Annotated in this window: 15 protein-coding genes; 7 read left to right on the forward strand and 8 right to left on the reverse strand. The window is 70.4% G+C overall.

The window, feature by feature from the left end:
- Positions 1-408: 408 nt before the first annotated feature.
- Positions 409-1,050 (reverse strand): DNA-3-methyladenine glycosylase, encoded by a 642-nt coding sequence (locus tag ACIGO6_RS32490; RefSeq protein ID WP_399882576.1) that lies wholly within the window; start codon positions 1,048-1,050, stop codon positions 409-411.
- A gap of 146 nt (positions 1,051-1,196) precedes the next feature.
- On the opposite strand from ACIGO6_RS32490, the gene ACIGO6_RS32495 reads away from it, so the two are divergent.
- From ACIGO6_RS32495 to ACIGO6_RS32505, 3 genes are all read left to right on the forward strand, one after another.
- Entirely contained in the window at positions 1,197-1,979 is a 783-nt protein-coding gene (locus tag ACIGO6_RS32495; protein ID WP_399882578.1) for a sporulation protein, read from the forward strand.
- A gap of 49 nt (positions 1,980-2,028) precedes the next feature.
- Entirely contained in the window at positions 2,029-2,568 is a 540-nt protein-coding gene (locus ACIGO6_RS32500; RefSeq protein WP_399882580.1) for a YbhB/YbcL family Raf kinase inhibitor-like protein, read from the forward strand.
- A gap of 200 nt (positions 2,569-2,768) precedes the next feature.
- Positions 2,769-3,275, forward strand: coding sequence for an HNH endonuclease (locus ACIGO6_RS32505; RefSeq protein ID WP_399882582.1), 507 nt, complete (start codon positions 2,769-2,771; stop codon positions 3,273-3,275).
- A 116-nt stretch (positions 3,276-3,391) separates the two neighbouring features.
- On the opposite strand, the gene ACIGO6_RS32510 is transcribed toward ACIGO6_RS32505, so the two are convergent.
- From ACIGO6_RS32510 to ACIGO6_RS32520, 3 genes are all read right to left on the reverse strand, one after another.
- Entirely contained in the window at positions 3,392-4,345 is a 954-nt protein-coding gene (locus ACIGO6_RS32510; protein ID WP_399882584.1) for an SPFH domain-containing protein, read from the reverse strand.
- 186 nt (positions 4,346-4,531) lie between these two features.
- Complete coding sequence (locus ACIGO6_RS32515; protein WP_399882586.1) at positions 4,532-4,963, reverse strand: NfeD family protein; 432 nt, start codon at positions 4,961-4,963, stop codon at positions 4,532-4,534.
- Positions 4,964-5,017: 54 nt separating this feature from the next.
- Positions 5,018-5,815: an ABC transporter ATP-binding protein gene (locus ACIGO6_RS32520; protein ID WP_399882588.1), complete on the reverse strand. Its 798-nt coding sequence runs from the start codon at positions 5,813-5,815 to the stop codon at positions 5,018-5,020.
- A gap of 152 nt (positions 5,816-5,967) precedes the next feature.
- Between ACIGO6_RS32520 and ACIGO6_RS32525 the strand changes: the two genes are divergently transcribed.
- The gene (locus ACIGO6_RS32525) at positions 5,968-6,747 is read left to right on the forward strand and encodes a hypothetical protein (protein WP_399882590.1); all 780 of its coding nucleotides are present in this window, start codon (positions 5,968-5,970) and stop codon (positions 6,745-6,747) included.
- 177 nt (positions 6,748-6,924) lie between these two features.
- On the opposite strand, the gene chpE is transcribed toward ACIGO6_RS32525, so the two are convergent.
- The 3 genes from chpE to ACIGO6_RS32540 form a co-directional block, all read right to left on the reverse strand.
- Positions 6,925-7,173 (reverse strand): chaplin ChpE, encoded by a 249-nt coding sequence (gene chpE, locus ACIGO6_RS32530; RefSeq protein ID WP_399882592.1) that lies wholly within the window; start codon positions 7,171-7,173, stop codon positions 6,925-6,927.
- Positions 7,174-7,329: 156 nt separating this feature from the next.
- Positions 7,330-7,971, reverse strand: a complete 642-nt coding sequence (locus tag ACIGO6_RS32535) for a response regulator (RefSeq protein ID WP_399882594.1) — start codon at positions 7,969-7,971, stop codon at positions 7,330-7,332.
- Complete coding sequence (locus ACIGO6_RS32540; protein ID WP_399882596.1) at positions 7,964-9,109, reverse strand: GAF domain-containing sensor histidine kinase; 1,146 nt, start codon at positions 9,107-9,109, stop codon at positions 7,964-7,966. Before ACIGO6_RS32540 ends, ACIGO6_RS32535 begins: the two co-directional genes overlap by 8 nt.
- Before the next feature lie 218 nt (positions 9,110-9,327).
- On the opposite strand from ACIGO6_RS32540, the gene ACIGO6_RS32545 reads away from it, so the two are divergent.
- The 3 genes from ACIGO6_RS32545 (at position 9,328) to ACIGO6_RS32555 (ending at position 12,266) form a co-directional block, all read left to right on the forward strand.
- Complete coding sequence (locus ACIGO6_RS32545) at positions 9,328-10,026, forward strand: SDR family NAD(P)-dependent oxidoreductase (RefSeq protein WP_399882598.1); 699 nt, start codon at positions 9,328-9,330, stop codon at positions 10,024-10,026.
- On the forward strand, positions 10,023-11,135 hold the full coding sequence (locus ACIGO6_RS32550; RefSeq protein ID WP_399882600.1) for an S-adenosylmethionine:tRNA ribosyltransferase-isomerase: 1,113 nt from the start codon (positions 10,023-10,025) through the stop codon (positions 11,133-11,135). The genes ACIGO6_RS32545 and ACIGO6_RS32550 overlap by 4 nt, the downstream gene beginning before the upstream one ends.
- A 393-nt stretch (positions 11,136-11,528) precedes the next feature.
- The gene (locus ACIGO6_RS32555) at positions 11,529-12,266 is read left to right on the forward strand and encodes a transglycosylase SLT domain-containing protein (RefSeq protein ID WP_399882602.1); all 738 of its coding nucleotides are present in this window, start codon (positions 11,529-11,531) and stop codon (positions 12,264-12,266) included.
- 108 nt (positions 12,267-12,374) lie between these two features.
- Here the strand turns inward: ACIGO6_RS32555 and ACIGO6_RS32560 are convergent, their stop codons facing one another.
- Positions 12,375-14,936, reverse strand: a complete 2,562-nt coding sequence (locus ACIGO6_RS32560) for an FHA domain-containing protein (RefSeq protein WP_399882604.1) — start codon at positions 14,934-14,936, stop codon at positions 12,375-12,377.
- Positions 14,937-15,025: the final 89 nt, after the last annotated feature.

Genomic DNA, 15,025 nt, shown 5'->3' on the forward strand with positions numbered 1-15,025 from the left:
CGGGGTATCAACATATCTGGCGTTGACTTTTGGCACGCTGTTGAGTTCTCAAGGAACGGACGCTTCCTTTGTACTCACCCGATCTCTCGGGCTTTTCTCCGGGCGCTTCCCTTCGTTCTTGCGTTTCCGACTCTATCAGATCCTTTTCCGATCCGATTCCCTGTCGGCGGGATTTGTCGTGACCTTCGGGCTTTCGTCCGTTGGCCTTTCGACATTCACTACGTTAGCCGATTTCTCCTTGGACTCATAATCGAGTCCCGCAGGTTCGAATTCGGACATGCAGGCACGCCGAATTCGCTCCCGCTGAGGGGAAGTCGTAGGTAGTGGGTTGGCCGCTTCCGGCTGCAGGCGATTGCCGTACCCGGGTCAAGCGGCTCGGGCTACGTTACGCGCCCCCCCAAGGGAGAGTCAACTTCGACGCCGCCTCGGTACATGGGCCCGGTACGGACTGACCGTCGGATCGTCGGCGACCCAGTAGCGCCATGGGTGGACGCCGCCCTCGCCGGCCACGCCGGTGCGCGGGCCGTTGCGTACCTGGTCCCGAGGAACGGAGGTGCCGGTCAGGATGCGCAGTGGGGTGTCCTCGGTCGTGCAGGCGTCCGTGCCGTTCAGTGCTCGGTCCACGCCCAGGGCCGTGGCCAGACGGGCCGGGCCTTTGGCCAGTTCCTTGTCGTTGCGGGCCGAGAGCCGACGGGTGCGGGCCAGCTCTGCGCCCTCGATGATCTCGCCGGCACGGAGCAGAACGGCGCTCGCCCTCCCTTCGGGACCGCACACCAGGTTCATGCAGAACCACATGCCGTAGGTGAAGTAGACGTAGACATGGCCGGGAGGACCGAACATCACGTCGTTGCGGGGGGTGCGACCGCGGTAGGCGTGGGAGCCGGGATCGTTCTGACCGTCGTAGGCCTCGACCTCTGTCAGGCGGAGGGCGATCGGACCGTCCGGGGTGTGGCGCACAAGGATGCGACCCAGGAGGTCGGGGGCCACCTCGAGGATGGGGCGGTCGAAGAAATCCCTGGGGAGGGGCGTACGGTCGGGGCTCGCGATCATGCCGTCCGAGCGTAACGCAGGCGGGCCCGCGCACGGGGGTGGTCAGGGGGCGTCCGCCTTGCCAGGGTGAGGGGCGCGGAACCGGCCACGGCCGGATCGCGTTTGTAGGGATCAAGGGATCACACAAGGCCTGGAGAGGGAGAGACATGGCGTTCAAGAAGCTGCTCGCGAGCCTGGGAGCCGGCGGGGCTTCGGTCGAGACCGTGCTGAGCGAGGTCAACGTCGTTCCGGGCGGTGTCGTTCAGGGCGAGGTACGGATTCAGGGTGGGTCCGTCGACCAGCAGATCGAGGCGCTGTCGGTCGGGCTGCAGGCCAAGGTCGAGGTGGAGAGCGGGGACCAGGAGTACAAGCAGGACATCGAGTTCACGAAGGTGCGGCTCGGTGGTGCCTTCGAGCTGAAGGCGGGCGCCGTGCACGCGGTGCCGTTCGGGCTGGAGATCCCCTGGGAGACGCCGGTCACGATGATCGACGGGCAGGCTCTGCGCGGGATGAACATCGGCGTCACCACGGAGCTGGAGATCGCCCGCGCGGTGGACTCCGGTGACCTGGACCCGATCAACGTGCACCCGCTGCCGGCGCAGAAGGCGATCCTGGACGCGTTCATCCAGTTGGGCTTCCGCTTCAAGAGCGCGGACATGGAGCGGGGCCACATCAGGGGTACGCGGCAGAAGCTGCCCTTCTACCAGGAGATCGAGTTCCTGCCGCCGCAGCAGTACCGGGGGCTGAACCAGGTCGAGCTGAGCTTCGTGGCCGACGCGCAGGCGATGGACGTCGTGCTGGAGATGGACAAGAAGCCGGGGCTGTTCAGCGAGGGCAGCGACACGTTCCGTTCCTTCAAGGTGGGGCTGGACGACTACCAGGGCACCGACTGGACGGCGTACCTCAACCAGTGGCTGTCCGAGGTCGGCAGCAAGCGCAACTGGTTCTGAGGGTTCTAGGCTCGGTCATCTCTGCACCAAACGATCAGGAGGTACCGAGGTGACCGAGCTCAAGCGGCGTCCGCTCCCCCATGACTTCCACCCGCCCGTGCCGTCGTTCACGGTCACGAGCGAGGACGTCGAGGAGGGGGCGAGCCTCAAGGACGCTCAGGTCCACGCGGCCGGCAACACCTCTCCGCAGCTGCGGTGGGAGGGTTTCCCCGCCGAGACCAAGAGTTTCGCCGTGACGTGCTACGACCCGGACGCCCCGACCGGCAGCGGGTTCTGGCACTGGGTGGTGTTCGACATCCCGGCCTCGGTGACGGAGCTGCCCGCGGGTGCCGGCAGTGGCAAGTTCGAGGGGCTGCCGGAGGGTGCCGTACAGGCGCGCAACGACTACGGCAGCAAGGACTTCGGCGGTGCCGCGCCGCCGCCCGGGGACGGGCCGCACCGGTACGTGTTCACGGTGTATGCCGTGGACCAGGAGAAGCTGGGCCCGGACGCGGAGGCCACTCCCGCCGTGGTCGGCTTCAATCTGCGGTTCCACACGGTCGGGCGGGCCCAGCTGATCGGTGAGTACGAGGTGCCCGCCGAGGGCTGAGTGTGCCGAGCGTTCATGGAACGTTTGCCCGTCCCTGGTCTTGGAATGGATCAGGGACGGGCATTTTTGTTGTCGGGGGTCGCGGGGGGAACGCCCCCCGTGGGAGCAGCAGATATTGCGTTGTCCATCTCGGCGTGCCCGGCCAGAGTTGATCCCAGCCCGCCAGGGGGTGGGCCGGTGCACACGGGAGGTGGGCTGGTATGCGGGACACGCTGGTGCTGAACGCGAGCTTCGAGCCGCTGTCGACGGTGACGCTGAATCGAGCCGTCGTTCTGGTGCTCCAGGACAAGGCCGTGGTCGAGCAGGCCCACCCCGAACTGCGGATGCGCGGAGCCGCGCTCGACATACCGGCGCCCCGGGTGATCAGGCTCTGCCAGTACGTACGGGTGCCCTTCCGAAGACGGGCTCCGTGGTCGAGGCGCGGGGTGCTGGTCCGGGACCGGCACCGGTGCGCGTACTGCGGTCGGCGGGCGACGACCGTGGACCACGTGGTGCCGCGGTCGCACGGCGGGCAGGACACGTGGCTGAACACGGTGGCCTCCTGTGCGGAGGACAATCACCGCAAGGCGAACCGGACGCCTGAGCAGGCGGGGATGCCGCTGCTGCGGGAGCCGTTCGAGCCTACGCCCGCCGATGCGATGTTGCTGGCGCTGGCCAAGGACGACCTTGAGGCGCTGCCGGATTGGTTGGTGTTGGACGCGGCGTGAGGGGTTCGCCGTAGGGGCTGATGTGGGTCGCCGGGTGCCAGTTCGTTGTGGCTGGTCGCGCAGTTACCCGCGCCCCTTTCGGGGCGCGGATGCGGCCCGGCGTCAACAAGTGCCGGCTAGTCGATCGGCGGCTTTTCTCGGCGTTCCTGGGGCGGGACGCTTGCCCCGCCGTTGCCGGGGCCCGAACTGCCGCCCAGGCCGCCGAGGTTGCCCATGGCGCCCGAGAGGCCCTTGAGGGCGTCGCCGATTTCGCTGGGGACGATCCAGAGCTTGTTGGCGTCCCCCTCGGCGATCTTCGGGAGCATCTGGAGGTACTGGTAGGAGAGCAGCTTCTGGTCCGGGTCGCCGGCGTGGATGGCCTCGAAGACCGTACGGACGGCCTGGGCCTCGCCCTCGGCGCGCAGGGCGGCGGCCTTCGCCTCACCTTCGGCGCGCAGGATCTGGGACTGCTTCTCGCCCTCGGCGCGCAGGATCTCGGACTGCCGGACACCTTCGGCCTGGAGGATCGCGGCGCGCTTGTCACGGTCGGCGCGCATCTGCTTCTCCATCGAGTCCTGGATGGAGGTGGGCGGTTCGATGGCCTTGAGCTCGACGCGGTTGACACGAATGCCCCACTTGCCGGTGGCCTCGTCGAGGACCCCGCGCAGGGCCGCGTTGATCTCCTCGCGGGAGGTCAGGGTGCGCTCCAGGTCCATGCCACCGATGATGTTGCGCAGGGTGGTGACGGTGAGCTGCTCGATCGCCTGGATGTAGCTGGCGACCTCGTAGGTCGCGGCGCGGGCGTCGGTCACCTGGTAGTAGATGACGGTGTCGATGTTGACGACCAGGTTGTCCTGGGTGATGACCGGCTGCGGCGGGAACGGGACGACCTGTTCGCGCAGGTCGATGCGGTTGCGGATGGTGTCGATGAAGGGGACCACGATGTTGAGGCCCGCGTTCAGTGTCCGCGTGTAGCGGCCGAAGCGCTCGACGATGGCCGCGCTGGCCTGTGGGATGACCTGGATGGTCTTGATCAGGGCGATGAAGACCAACACCACCAGGATGATCAAGACGATGATGACCGGTTCCATCGTGGTTGTCCGTCCCCTTCTCCGCCTGGCGCTCCGGCAGATTCCTATTGACTCCGGCTGATCCTGAACTGGCCCGACCGACCCCGACGACTGCTGATCTCAGGGCTGTTGAGGATCTTGCTCGGTCGAGTCTGACAGACCGTCGCATGCCTCGGGGGGCGTTCGGTCCAGTTGCGTCCGGCGAGGTCACATGACGATCGCCGTGGCCCCCTCGATGTCGACGACGTCCACTTCCTCGCCTGCCTCGTAGGCGCGTCCGGTGTCGAGTGCGCGGGCCGACCAGACCTCTCCGGCGAGCTTGACGCGTCCGCCGGAGCCGTCGACCCGTTCCAGTACGACGGCCTGTCTGCCCTTCAGGGCTTCGACACCCGTGGCCAGTTGGGGCCGCCCGGAACGGTGTCGGGCGGCGATGGGCCGTACGACGGCGATGAGGGCGACCGAGACGATGACGAAGACGAGTACCTGGACGACGAGGTCCGCGCCGAACCCGGAGGCGACGGCGGCGGCGACCGCGCCGACGGCGAGCATCCCGAACTCCGGCATCGCGGTCACGACGAGCGGGATTCCGAGCGCTGCCGCGGCGACGAGCCACCACACCCATGCGTCGATGTCGTTCACGTGGTCATGGTAGGTCCGCCGGACGTACCGGGGACAGGGCGCACGGGGGGCGGGTCAGGACAGGGGGAGCCCCTGGGCGGTCCAGCGGTCGCCGACCTGCTCGACGACGAGCGGGAGCCCGAAGCAGTGGGAGAGGTTGCGTGAGGTGAGCTCGAGCTCCAGCGGGCCTGCCGCGAGGACCTTGCCCTGGCGGATCATCAGGACGTGGGTGAAGCCGGGGGCGATCTCCTCGACGTGGTGGGTGACCATGATCATCGAGGGGGCGATCGGGTCGCGGGCGAGGCGGCCGAGGCGGCGGACGAGGTCCTCGCGGCCGCCGAGGTCGAGGCCGGCGGCCGGCTCGTCCAGGAGCAGCAGCTCGGGGTCGGTCATCAGGGCGCGGGCGATGAGGGTGCGCTTGCGCTCGCCCTCGGAGAGGGTGCCGAACTTCCGGTCGAGGTACTCGGTCATGCCGAGACGGTCGAGGAAGGCGCGGGCGCGCTGCTCGTCGATGTCCTCGTAGTCCTCGTGCCAGCCGGCCGTCATGCCGTAGGCGGCGGTGAGCACGGTCTGCAGGACGGTCTGGCGCTTGGGCAGCTTGTCCGCCATGGCGATGCCGGCCATGCCGATGCGGGGGCGCAGTTCGAAGACGTCGGTGCCGGGCTTGCCGAGGGTCTCGCCGAGGATGGTGGCGCTTCCCTGGCTGGGGTAGAGGTAGCTGGACGCGACATTGAGGAGGGTGGTCTTGCCGGCGCCGTTGGGGCCGAGGATGACCCAGCGCTCGCCCTCCTTGACCGACCAGGAGACCTGGTCCACCAGAGCCCGGCCCTCGCGGACCACGGATACGTCCTGAAGCTCCAGAACATCGCTCATGAGCGCGTTGTCTCCCCTTGCAGTGTGGCCGGTCTCGGCTGTCGCGTACGCCTGTGGCTCGGGCCGCCGCGCCGGTGGGCGCAGGCCCTCCAGGAAATCTACGCCACCGGTCGGCTTCACTGTTCCATCGGTCCGGTCCTTAGGGTGGGGGCATGCTCTCGGAACCACGTGCGGGGCGGCTTGCCGCCTGGGGAAATGCCCTTATTGCCGGAATGGTCTCGCCTGATGACGCCGTGATCGCGATCGTCGGCGAGGACGCGGTGCACCGGGTGGAAGGGCTGCCTGGTGAGTCGTCGCCGGTCGGCCTCACCTTGGCGCTGGGGCGGTTGCGGACGCTCGGGGCGACGGGGCTGCGGGTCGCGCTGCCCGCGCCGGGGCATCCGCTGGGACTGAGCGGGCCGCCGGAGTTCAATGCGCGGGCGCTGGAGGCCGAGGAGGCGGTGGTCTGTCACGGGGCTGCGCTGGGGCTGGTGCCGGAGGTGTACGAGGCCGGGCCCGAGGGCGACCTGCACGTCGAGGTCGTCTGGCACTGTCTGCCGGTGCGGGAGGCGCCGCCGGCGGACGTGCCCTCGCTCGGGGAGGCCGAGCGGGAGCTGGCGGAGGCGCTGCGGGACGCGACGGAGGTGCTGACGCGGCTGGACGTCGCCGGGTCGGGGCCGGTGGCGGAGGCGGCGGTCGCGGCGTACCGGGCGCGGGCGGAGCGGGGGCGGGAGGTTCTCGCGCCGGGGTATCCGCCGCGGGCGGTGCGGGTGCTGGAGCTGGCGCAGCGGGTGGGGGCGTTGGTGTCGCTGGCGTACGAGAACGGGCACGGGGGTGCGGTGAGCGCGTCCGAGATGGCGGCGCGGGGGGAGGCGTTGCGGCCGGTGGAGCGGACGGCTCGGCGGGCGCAGGTGGCGGCGTACAACTCCGTTGTGGAGGAGCGGGAGCGGTAACGTCAACGCCCCCGCTCGGCCAAGGGGGGTGTGGGCGGGGACGCGCTGCCCGGCGCTGGCGGGGTGCCGCCTGCGCCCACCCTCCCCCATCGCCCCAGCGGCACGACTGCCCTCAGGTGTGCGGGTGGCCTCCCGGGTGGGGCCGGGAGGCCGGGGTGGGGCGGGTGGGGGGCTGGGTCAGTGGTTGATGCCCAGGTTGCCGAAGGCCGGGTTCAGGACACCGACGACGTTGACACTGTTGCCGACGGCGTTCACCGGGATGTGGACCGGTGCCTGGACGAGGTTGCCGGAGACGATGCCCGGGGAGCCGACGGCCTCGCCGTGGGCGTGGGAGCCGCCCTCGGTGGCGGAGGCCATGCCCGCGCCGGCGGCGATCAGCCCGCCGGCCACCATCGTCACAGCCGCTGCCCTCTTCAGGTTCTTCACTTGCAGACCCTCCCTAGCGATTACCGCGGCACTCGCCGCGGCACGCACTGGAGAACGGCCGGGCCCGGCGAAGGATGCGCCATGTGGGGGACATTCCCACGACGGTATGAATCTCCGACCGGAGGGGAACCCTCCGGAGTGCCGGCGCGTACGCGATCAGCCGGTCACGCCGTGGCGTACGGCCCACAGCGCGGCCTGGGTACGGTCCGCGAGGTCGAGTTTCATCAGGATGTTCGAGACGTGGGTCTTCACGGTCTTCTCGGAGAGCACCAGCGCGCGGGCGATCTCCCGGTTGGAGCGGCCGTCCGCTATCAGGCCCAGCACCTCCCGCTCCCGCTCCGTGAGGGACCCCGCTCTCCCCTGTCCCGAGTTGCCCTCCTCCTGGGACAGCAGCGCGCCGGCGATCTCCGGCTGGAGCAGGATGTGGCCGGCGTGGACGGAGCGGATGGCACCGGCCAGCGCGTCGGGGTCGACGTCCTTGTAGACGTAGCCGGCCGCACCCGCCCGCAGGGCGGGGACCACCGTGCGCTGCTCGGTGAAGCTGGTGACGATCAGCACGCGCGCGCGGTTGTCCAGCTCCCGGAGTCTGCGCAGCGCGTCGACGCCGTCCATGCCTGGCATCTTGACGTCCATGAGGATCACGTCGGGTGTCAGCTCCTGGGCGCGGTCGACTCCCTCGGACCCGTCCGCGGCCTCGCCGACCACCTCTATGTCGTCCTGCACCTCCAGGAAGGTGCGCAGGCCCCGGCGGACCACCTGGTGGTCGTCGACGAGCAGCACCTTGATTGCGTCAGCCACCGGGAACCTCCATCTCGATCGTGGTGCCCTTGCCGGGCGCCGATTCGACGGTCAGTCTGCCGCCGGCTCCGCTCGCCCGGTCCCGCATGGAGACCAGGCCCAGGTGGCGTCCCGCGCGGCGCACCGTGCGCGGGTCGAAGCCGCTGCCGTCGTCGGCGACGCGCAGCACGGCTCCGGTGCCGCGCCGGTGCAGGGTGACGTCGACCCGGTCCGGCGCGGCGTGGCGCAGGGCGTTGTGCAGTGCCTCCTGGGCGACCCGCAGCAGGGCCTCCTCCTGGGCGGCGGGCAGGGCCTTGACCCCGTGGCCGGTGAAGGTCACGCGTGCGGTGTGGGCGCGGTCGAGGACCTGGATCTGGGTGCGGAGGGTCGCGACGAGGCCGTCCTCGTCCAGGGCGGCGGGGCGCAGCTCGACGACGGCGGCGCGCAGCTCGTCGGCGGCCTCCGCGGCGAGCGCGGCGACCTGTTGCAGCTCGCCCTTGGCGCGCGCGGGGTCGCGGTCGACCAGGGTGGCGGCGGCCTGGGCGGTCAGGCGCAGCGAGAAGAGCTTCTGGCTGACCGCGTCGTGCAGTTCGTGGGCGAGGCGGGAGCGCTCCTCGGCGATGGTCAGCTCGCGGCTGCGTTCGTACAGGCGGGCGTTGGTGAGGGCGATGGCGGCGTGCTGGGCGAGGATGCCCAGCAGTTCCTCGTCGTCCGCGGTGAAGCCGCAGCCGCCGTCCGGTTTCGGGCAGTTCTTGTTCGCCAGGAACAGCGCGCCGATGACCTCGTCGCCGTCCCTGATCGGCAGGCCCAGGAAGTCGACCAGGTCGGGATGGGCGGACGGCCAGCCCTCGAAGCGGGGGTCCTTGCGGACGTCGCCGAGGCGCTGGGGCGTGGCCTCGTGCAGCATCGCGGCGAGGATGCCGTGCTGGCGCGGCAGGGGACCGATGGCCTTCCACTGCTCGTCGCTGACGCCGTCGACGACGAACTGGGCGAAGCCGCCGTGGTCGTCGGGGACGCCGAGCGCGGCGTACTGCGCGTCGAGCAGCTCGCGGGCCGAGGCGACGATCGTCTTGAGGACGTCGCGCACCTCGAGGTGCCTGCTCATGGCCAGCAGCGCGGAACTGACCGCGGCGAGGCCGGACCGGGGGCCGTGACTCATGTCCTCACGGTACCGGCGGGGTGTGACAGCGGGATCGGGCCACTGACCGCCCTTGCCTAGGGCGGTGGGCCTAGGCCGGAGGTCCTGTGCGTCGGTCCTAGGGCGAAGGGCCCCGCACGGTTGCGGCCCGTGCCCGAGGCGGCCGGCGCGGTCCGGTTCCTACGTTGAGGATCACGCCGGTCCGATCGGGCGGCGTGGACGACGAGGGGACGTGTGTCATGCCGGTTGCGATCATCACGGGGGCGTCGAAGGGACTGGGCCGGGCGTTCGCCGAGGCGTTGGCGGCGCGGGGCTGGGACCTGGTGCTCGACGCCAGGAACCCGGCGGTGCTCAAGGAGACGGCGGCGGCGCTGGAGGCGTACGGCACGCGCGTGACGGCACTGCCCGGGGACGTCACGGACGCGGGGCACCGGGCCGCTCTGGTGGCGGCGGCCTGGCGGCTGGGCGGGGTGCAGCTGCTGGTCAGCAATGCGAGCGCGCTGGGGGCGGAGCCGCTGGTGCGGCTGGAGGAACTGCCGCTCGACGGGCTGCGGCGGGCACTGGAGGTGAACGTGGTGGCCGCGCTGGGCCTGGTGCAGGAGGCGCTGCCGCTGCTGCGCGCGGCGCGGGCGGGCGCGGTGCTGACGGTGAGCTCGGACGCCGCGGCCGAGGCGTACGAGACGTGGGGCGGTTACGGGGCGTCCAAGGCGGCCCTGGACCAGCTGGCGGCGGTGCTGGCCGCCGAGGAGCCGGGGCTGCGGGTCTGGGCGGTCGATCCCGGGGACATGGCCACGGACCTGTATGCGGCGGCCGTACCGGACGACGATGATCCGCGGCCCGATCCGGCGAGTGTCGTTCCGGCGCTGCTGAGGCTCCTGGACGAGAGGCCGGCGAGCGGACGCTACGGGGCTCCGGCGCTGCTGGAGGGACGGCGATGACACTCGCGTTGGGGGTTCCGGAGGAGCTGTCGGCGCGGGTGCCCGCCGAGCAGCGGGGCCCGGGGCGGGACCGGGACGGCGTACGGCTGCTGGTGTCGCGGGGCACCGAGGTGTCGCATCACGTGTTCGGGGAGCTGCCGGGCCTGCTGCGGGCCGGTGATCTGCTGATCGTCAACACGTCGGCCACGCTGGCCGCCGCGGTGGACGGGTGGGTCGGGCACGCGCGCGTGGTGGTCCACTTCTCCACGCGCGGGGACGACGGCCGGTGGGCGGTGGAGCTGCGGGAACCGGACGGGAGGGGCACCACGCGCGCGCGTGCGGAGGTGAGGGAGGGCATCCGCGCGCGTGCGGAAGCGAAGCGCGCGGTGCCTGCGACGAAGGCCGGCGGCGGAGGGCCGGAGGGGATACCGGTGCGGCTGCCGGGGGGCGCGCGGCTGATGCTGGAGGAGCCGTTGAGTGCACGCGGGGAGCGGTTGTGGTGGGCGCACGTGTCGGGGGCGGAGGTGCCCGCGGTGCTGCGCCGGCACGGGCGGCCCATTCGCTACTCCTATACGGAACGGGACCAGCCGCTGTCCGTGTACCAGACGGTGTTCGCGCTGCCGTCGGCCGACGGGTCGGGCAGCGCGGAGATGCCGAGCGCGGGGCGGCCCTTCACGGCGCGGCTGGTGGCGGAGCTGGTGAGCCGGGGGGTGCAGTTCGCGCCGGTGACGCTGCACACGGGGGTGGCCTCCGCCGAGGTGCACGAGCCGCCGTATCCGGAGCGGTTCTCGGTGCCGGAGGCGTCGGCGCGGTTGATCAACGCCGCCAGGGCGGGCGGCCGGCGGGTGGTCGCCGTGGGGACGACGGCCGTGCGGGCGGTGGAGTCGGCGGCCGGTGCCGACGGGGTCGTACGGGCGCGGGCGGGGTGGACCGATCTGGTCGTGACCCCGGAGCGCGGGGTGCGGGTGGTGGACGGGCTGCTGACGGGGCTGCACGAGCCCGAGGCCTCGCATCTGCTGATGCTGGAGGCGGTGGCGGGACGGGTGGCGATCGACCGCGGGTACGAGGCGGCGGTGCGGGAGCGGTACCTGTGGCACGAGTTCGGGGACGTCCATCTCCTCCTGCCGTAGAAGGCGGTGGAAGGCCGCGGAAGCGCGCATCCGGCTGCCGCGGGAGAGCGCCCCCAGCCCCTCACCCTTCGCATTGCTTCAGCAACCAACGGTGAGAAGGGTGGGGCGGCGATGTGAGCCCGCGCATAGGGCCCACGTCACGTACGAAGGGGAGTAGGAGAACGACTCGTCCGTTTTGAGCGGGGCAGACGGTCCAATCTGCCCCGTTTTGCCCTTCCCTGATCCACTATCCCGGATAGTACGTCACACCTTTGCCTCCGGATTTTGCGGCCGCTAAGAATTGCTCTCGTCGCTCAGCGCCGTGGGGTTCCCCCCGCGGCGTTTGTGCAGGAAGCACCCCTGTCCCGCCGGACGAGAGCGACCTCCGCGCTATTCGAAGAGGTCTATCCCGCCATGCTCAAGAACTTCCTCCCCCGTGGTCGCAGTCTTTCCCTGAACCGCACCCACAAGTTCGCGATGGCCGGTGTCGGTACGCTCGGCGCCGCCGCCGTCGCCTTCACCGCCGTCCCGGCCAGCGGCCAGACGACGTCCACGAGCGAGGCCGCTCCCACGGCCAAGGTGGCGTACAGCACCCAGCAGATCCAGGACGTGCACGGCGGCGTCACGGGCCAGCTGGCCGGTGCGAGCCAGAAGGTCGCCTACATCGAGGCGAAGCAGGAGGCTGCCGCCAAGGCCGCCGCCGCGAAGAAGGCCGCCGTGGCCGAGAAGAAGGCCGCCGCGAAGAAGGCCGCGCAGCAGCGCGTGGCGCAGGAGACCGCCAGCCGGTCCGCCAAGCGCGCCGAGGTCAAGCAGGCCTCGCCGAAGAGCTACGCCAACAACCTCGACGGCTGGATCCGTGAGGCCCGGGACATCATGAAGAAGCACGGCATCCCGGGTACCTACGAGGGCATCCACCGCAACATCATGCGGGAGTCCTCCGGCAACCCGAACGCCATCAACGACTGGGACATCAACGCCATCAACGGCATCCCGTCCAAGGGCCTGCTCCAGGTGATCCCGCCGACGTTCGAGGCCTACCACGTGCCCGGCACCTCCAAGAACATCTACGACCCGGTCGCCAACATCGCCGCCGCCTGCAACTACGCCGCGGACAAGTACGGCACCATGGACAACGTCGACAGCGCGTACTGAGGTCGGCGCGGACCTCTTCACGCCGGCACGCCGACGAACGCCGAAGGGCGGCACCCTCCTGACGGGGTGCCGCCCTTCGGGCGTACGACGCGGTGTGACCGGCCGCCGTTACTTGCGCATGACCTCGGGCTCGTGGCGGCGCAGGAAGCGGGCCACGAAGAAGCCGCAGATCACGCCGAGGGCGATCAGGGCGGCCATGTCCATGCCCCAGGCGCCGACGGTGTGCTCCCACAGCGGGTCGGTCTCGGCGCCCTCCTCGGGCGGGCTGATCCTGTTGAAGTCCAGCGTGGCGCCCGCGGCGGCGACCGCCCAGCGCGACGGCATCAGGTACGAGAACTCGTTGACGCCGACCGCGCCGTGCAGGGTGAAGAGACAGCCCGTGAACACCACCTGGATGATCGCGAACATGACCAGCAGCGGCATGGTCTTCTCGGCCGTCTTCACCAGCGACGAGATGATCAGGCCGAACATCATCGAGGTGAAGCCGAGCGCCATGATCGGCAGGGACAGCTCCAGCATCGTGAGGCCGCCGAGGATCAGGCCCTCCTCCGGGATCTCCCGGGAGGCGAAACCGATCACGCCGACCAGCAGGCCCTGCAGCACGGTGATCACGCCGAGCACGAAGACCTTGGACATCAGGTACGCGGACCGCGACAGCCCGGTCGCGCGCTCCCGCTCGTAGATGACCCGTTCCTTGATCAGCTCACGGACGGAGTTCGCGGCGCCGGCGAAGCAGGCGCCCACCGCGAGGATCAGCAGCACCGTGGTCGCCGTGCCGTTCGGGATGATCCGGCCCGCCGCGTTGGGCGGATTGGGCAACAGGCCCTTGTCGGCGTCGATGAGCAGGCTCACCGCGCCGAGCACGGCCGGCAGGATCACCATCAGGGCGAGGAAGCCCTTGTCGGAGACGATCACCGAGACATAGCGCCGCACCAGCGTCACGAACTGCGACATCCAGCCCTGCGGCTTCGGCGGCTTCATCGCCTGCATCGCCGGCACCTGTACGGGCTGCGGCGCGACGGCGTCGATGTCCGCGGCGTACATCTGGTAGTGCTGCGAGCCCTTCCAACGGCCCGCCCAGTCGTAGTCGCGGTAGTTCTCGAAGGCGGAGAAGACGTCGGCCCAGGTGTCGTAGCCGAAGAAGTTCAGCGCCTCCTCGGGCGGGCCGAAGTAGGCGACCGAGCCGCCCGGCGCCATCACCAGCAGCTTGTCGCAGATCGCCAGCTCGGCCACCGAGTGGGTGACGACGAGGACGGTGCGGCCGTCGTCGGCGAGACCGCGCAGCAGCTGCATGACGTCGCGGTCCATGCCCGGGTCGAGGCCGGAGGTCGGCTCGTCCAGGAAGATCAGCGACGGCTTGGTGAGCAGCTCCAGGGCGACGGACACGCGCTTGCGCTGGCCGCCGGACAGGGAGGTGACCTTCTTGTCCTTGTGGATGTCGAGCTTGAGCTCGCGCAGCACCTCGTCGATGCGGGCGTCCCGCTCGGCGCCGGTGGTGTCGGCGGGGAAGCGGAGCTTGGCCGCGTACTTGAGGGCCTTCTTGACGGTCAGCTCCTTGTGCAGGATGTCGTCCTGCGGGACCAGACCGATGCGCTGGCGCAGCTCGGCGAACTGCTTGTAGAGGTTCCGGTTGTCGTAGAGGACCTCGCCCTGGTCGGCGGGCCGGTAACCGGTGAGCGCCTTGAGCAGGGTCGACTTTCCGGAGCCGGACGGGCCGATGACCGCGATCAGCGACTTCTCGGGTACGCCGAAGGAGACGTCCTTGAGGATCTGCTTGCCGCCGTCGACCGTGACGGTCAGGTGGCGGGCGGAGAAGGACACCTCACCGGTGTCGACGAACTCCTCGAGCCGGTCGCCGACGATCCGGAACGTCGAGTGGCCGACGCCCACGATGTCGGTCGGGCCGAGCAGCTGGGCGCCGCCCTTGGCGATCGGCTGGCCGTTGACGTACGTGCCGTTGTGCGAGCCCAGGTCGCGGATCTCCATGCGGCCGTCGGGCGTGGAGTGGAACTCCGCGTGGTGACGGGAGACCTGGAGGTCGGAGACGACCAGCTCGTTCTCCAGGGCACGGCCGATGCGCATCACACGGCCGAGCGAGAACTGGTGGAACGTGGTCGGACTGCGGTCGCCGTGGACCGGCGGGGCCCCCGCCGCGCCACCGGGTCCCTGCTGCTGGGGGAAGTGCGGTGCGCCCTGCTGCGGCTGCTGCTGCCATCCGGCCTGCTGCGGTACTTGCTGCTGCGGCGGGACGTGCGGGTGCGGGGCCTGCTGCTTCTGCGGCTCCTGCGCCGGTGCCTGCTGGGCCCAGCCGGCGTTCGCGCCCTGCGCGGCGTACGGCTGCTGCTGGGGCTGGGCCTGCGGCGTGCCGACGGCGGCGTCGGCGCCGGTCAGGCTCACGCGCGGTCCGTCGTTCGCGTTGCCCAGGTTCAGCACCGAGCCGGCGCCGAGCTCCATCTGCTGGATCCGCTGCCCTTGCACGAACGTGCCGTTGGTGCTGCCGTGGTCCTCGACGACCCAACTGCGGCCGTTGAAACTGATCGTGGCATGCCGCCAGGAGACCCTGGCGTCGTCGAAGACAAGCTCCCCCTGCGGATCGCGTCCGAGCACGTAAGACCGGGACGGATCGAGCGTCCAGGTCCGTCCATTAGATTCCAGTACGAGTTCCGGCACTCCAGCCCCACTGAGTTGTCCCCCGAGTTACCCCCGTCGTGGGGAGTCTAGGGATGTCGAACATCGGGGGGAACTATTTCAGGCTCGGC

Origin of the sequence: Streptomyces sp. NPDC053750 (assembly GCF_044544295.1) — a bacterium.
GTDB lineage: Bacteria > Actinomycetota > Actinomycetes > Streptomycetales > Streptomycetaceae > Streptomyces.

Excerpts from the sequence above, each read along its gene's own strand:
- ACIGO6_RS32490 (WP_399882576.1), bottom strand. The coding sequence starts at position 1,050 with ATGATCGCGAGCCCCGACCGTACGCCCCTCCCCAGGGATTTCTTCGAC.
- ACIGO6_RS32495 (WP_399882578.1), top strand. The coding sequence starts at position 1,197 with ATGGCGTTCAAGAAGCTGCTCGCGAGCCTGGGAGCCGGCGGGGCTTCG.
- ACIGO6_RS32505 (WP_399882582.1), top strand. The coding sequence starts at position 2,769 with ATGCGGGACACGCTGGTGCTGAACGCGAGCTTCGAGCCGCTGTCGACG.
- ACIGO6_RS32510 (WP_399882584.1), bottom strand. The coding sequence starts at position 4,345 with ATGGAACCGGTCATCATCGTCTTGATCATCCTGGTGGTGTTGGTCTTC.
- ACIGO6_RS32520 (WP_399882588.1), bottom strand. The coding sequence starts at position 5,815 with ATGAGCGATGTTCTGGAGCTTCAGGACGTATCCGTGGTCCGCGAGGGC.
- ACIGO6_RS32525 (WP_399882590.1), top strand. The coding sequence starts at position 5,968 with ATGCTCTCGGAACCACGTGCGGGGCGGCTTGCCGCCTGGGGAAATGCC.
- ACIGO6_RS32540 (WP_399882596.1), bottom strand. The coding sequence starts at position 9,109 with ATGAGTCACGGCCCCCGGTCCGGCCTCGCCGCGGTCAGTTCCGCGCTG.
- ACIGO6_RS32545 (WP_399882598.1), top strand. The coding sequence starts at position 9,328 with ATGCCGGTTGCGATCATCACGGGGGCGTCGAAGGGACTGGGCCGGGCG.
- ACIGO6_RS32550 (WP_399882600.1), top strand. The coding sequence starts at position 10,023 with ATGACACTCGCGTTGGGGGTTCCGGAGGAGCTGTCGGCGCGGGTGCCC.
- ACIGO6_RS32555 (WP_399882602.1), top strand. The coding sequence starts at position 11,529 with ATGCTCAAGAACTTCCTCCCCCGTGGTCGCAGTCTTTCCCTGAACCGC.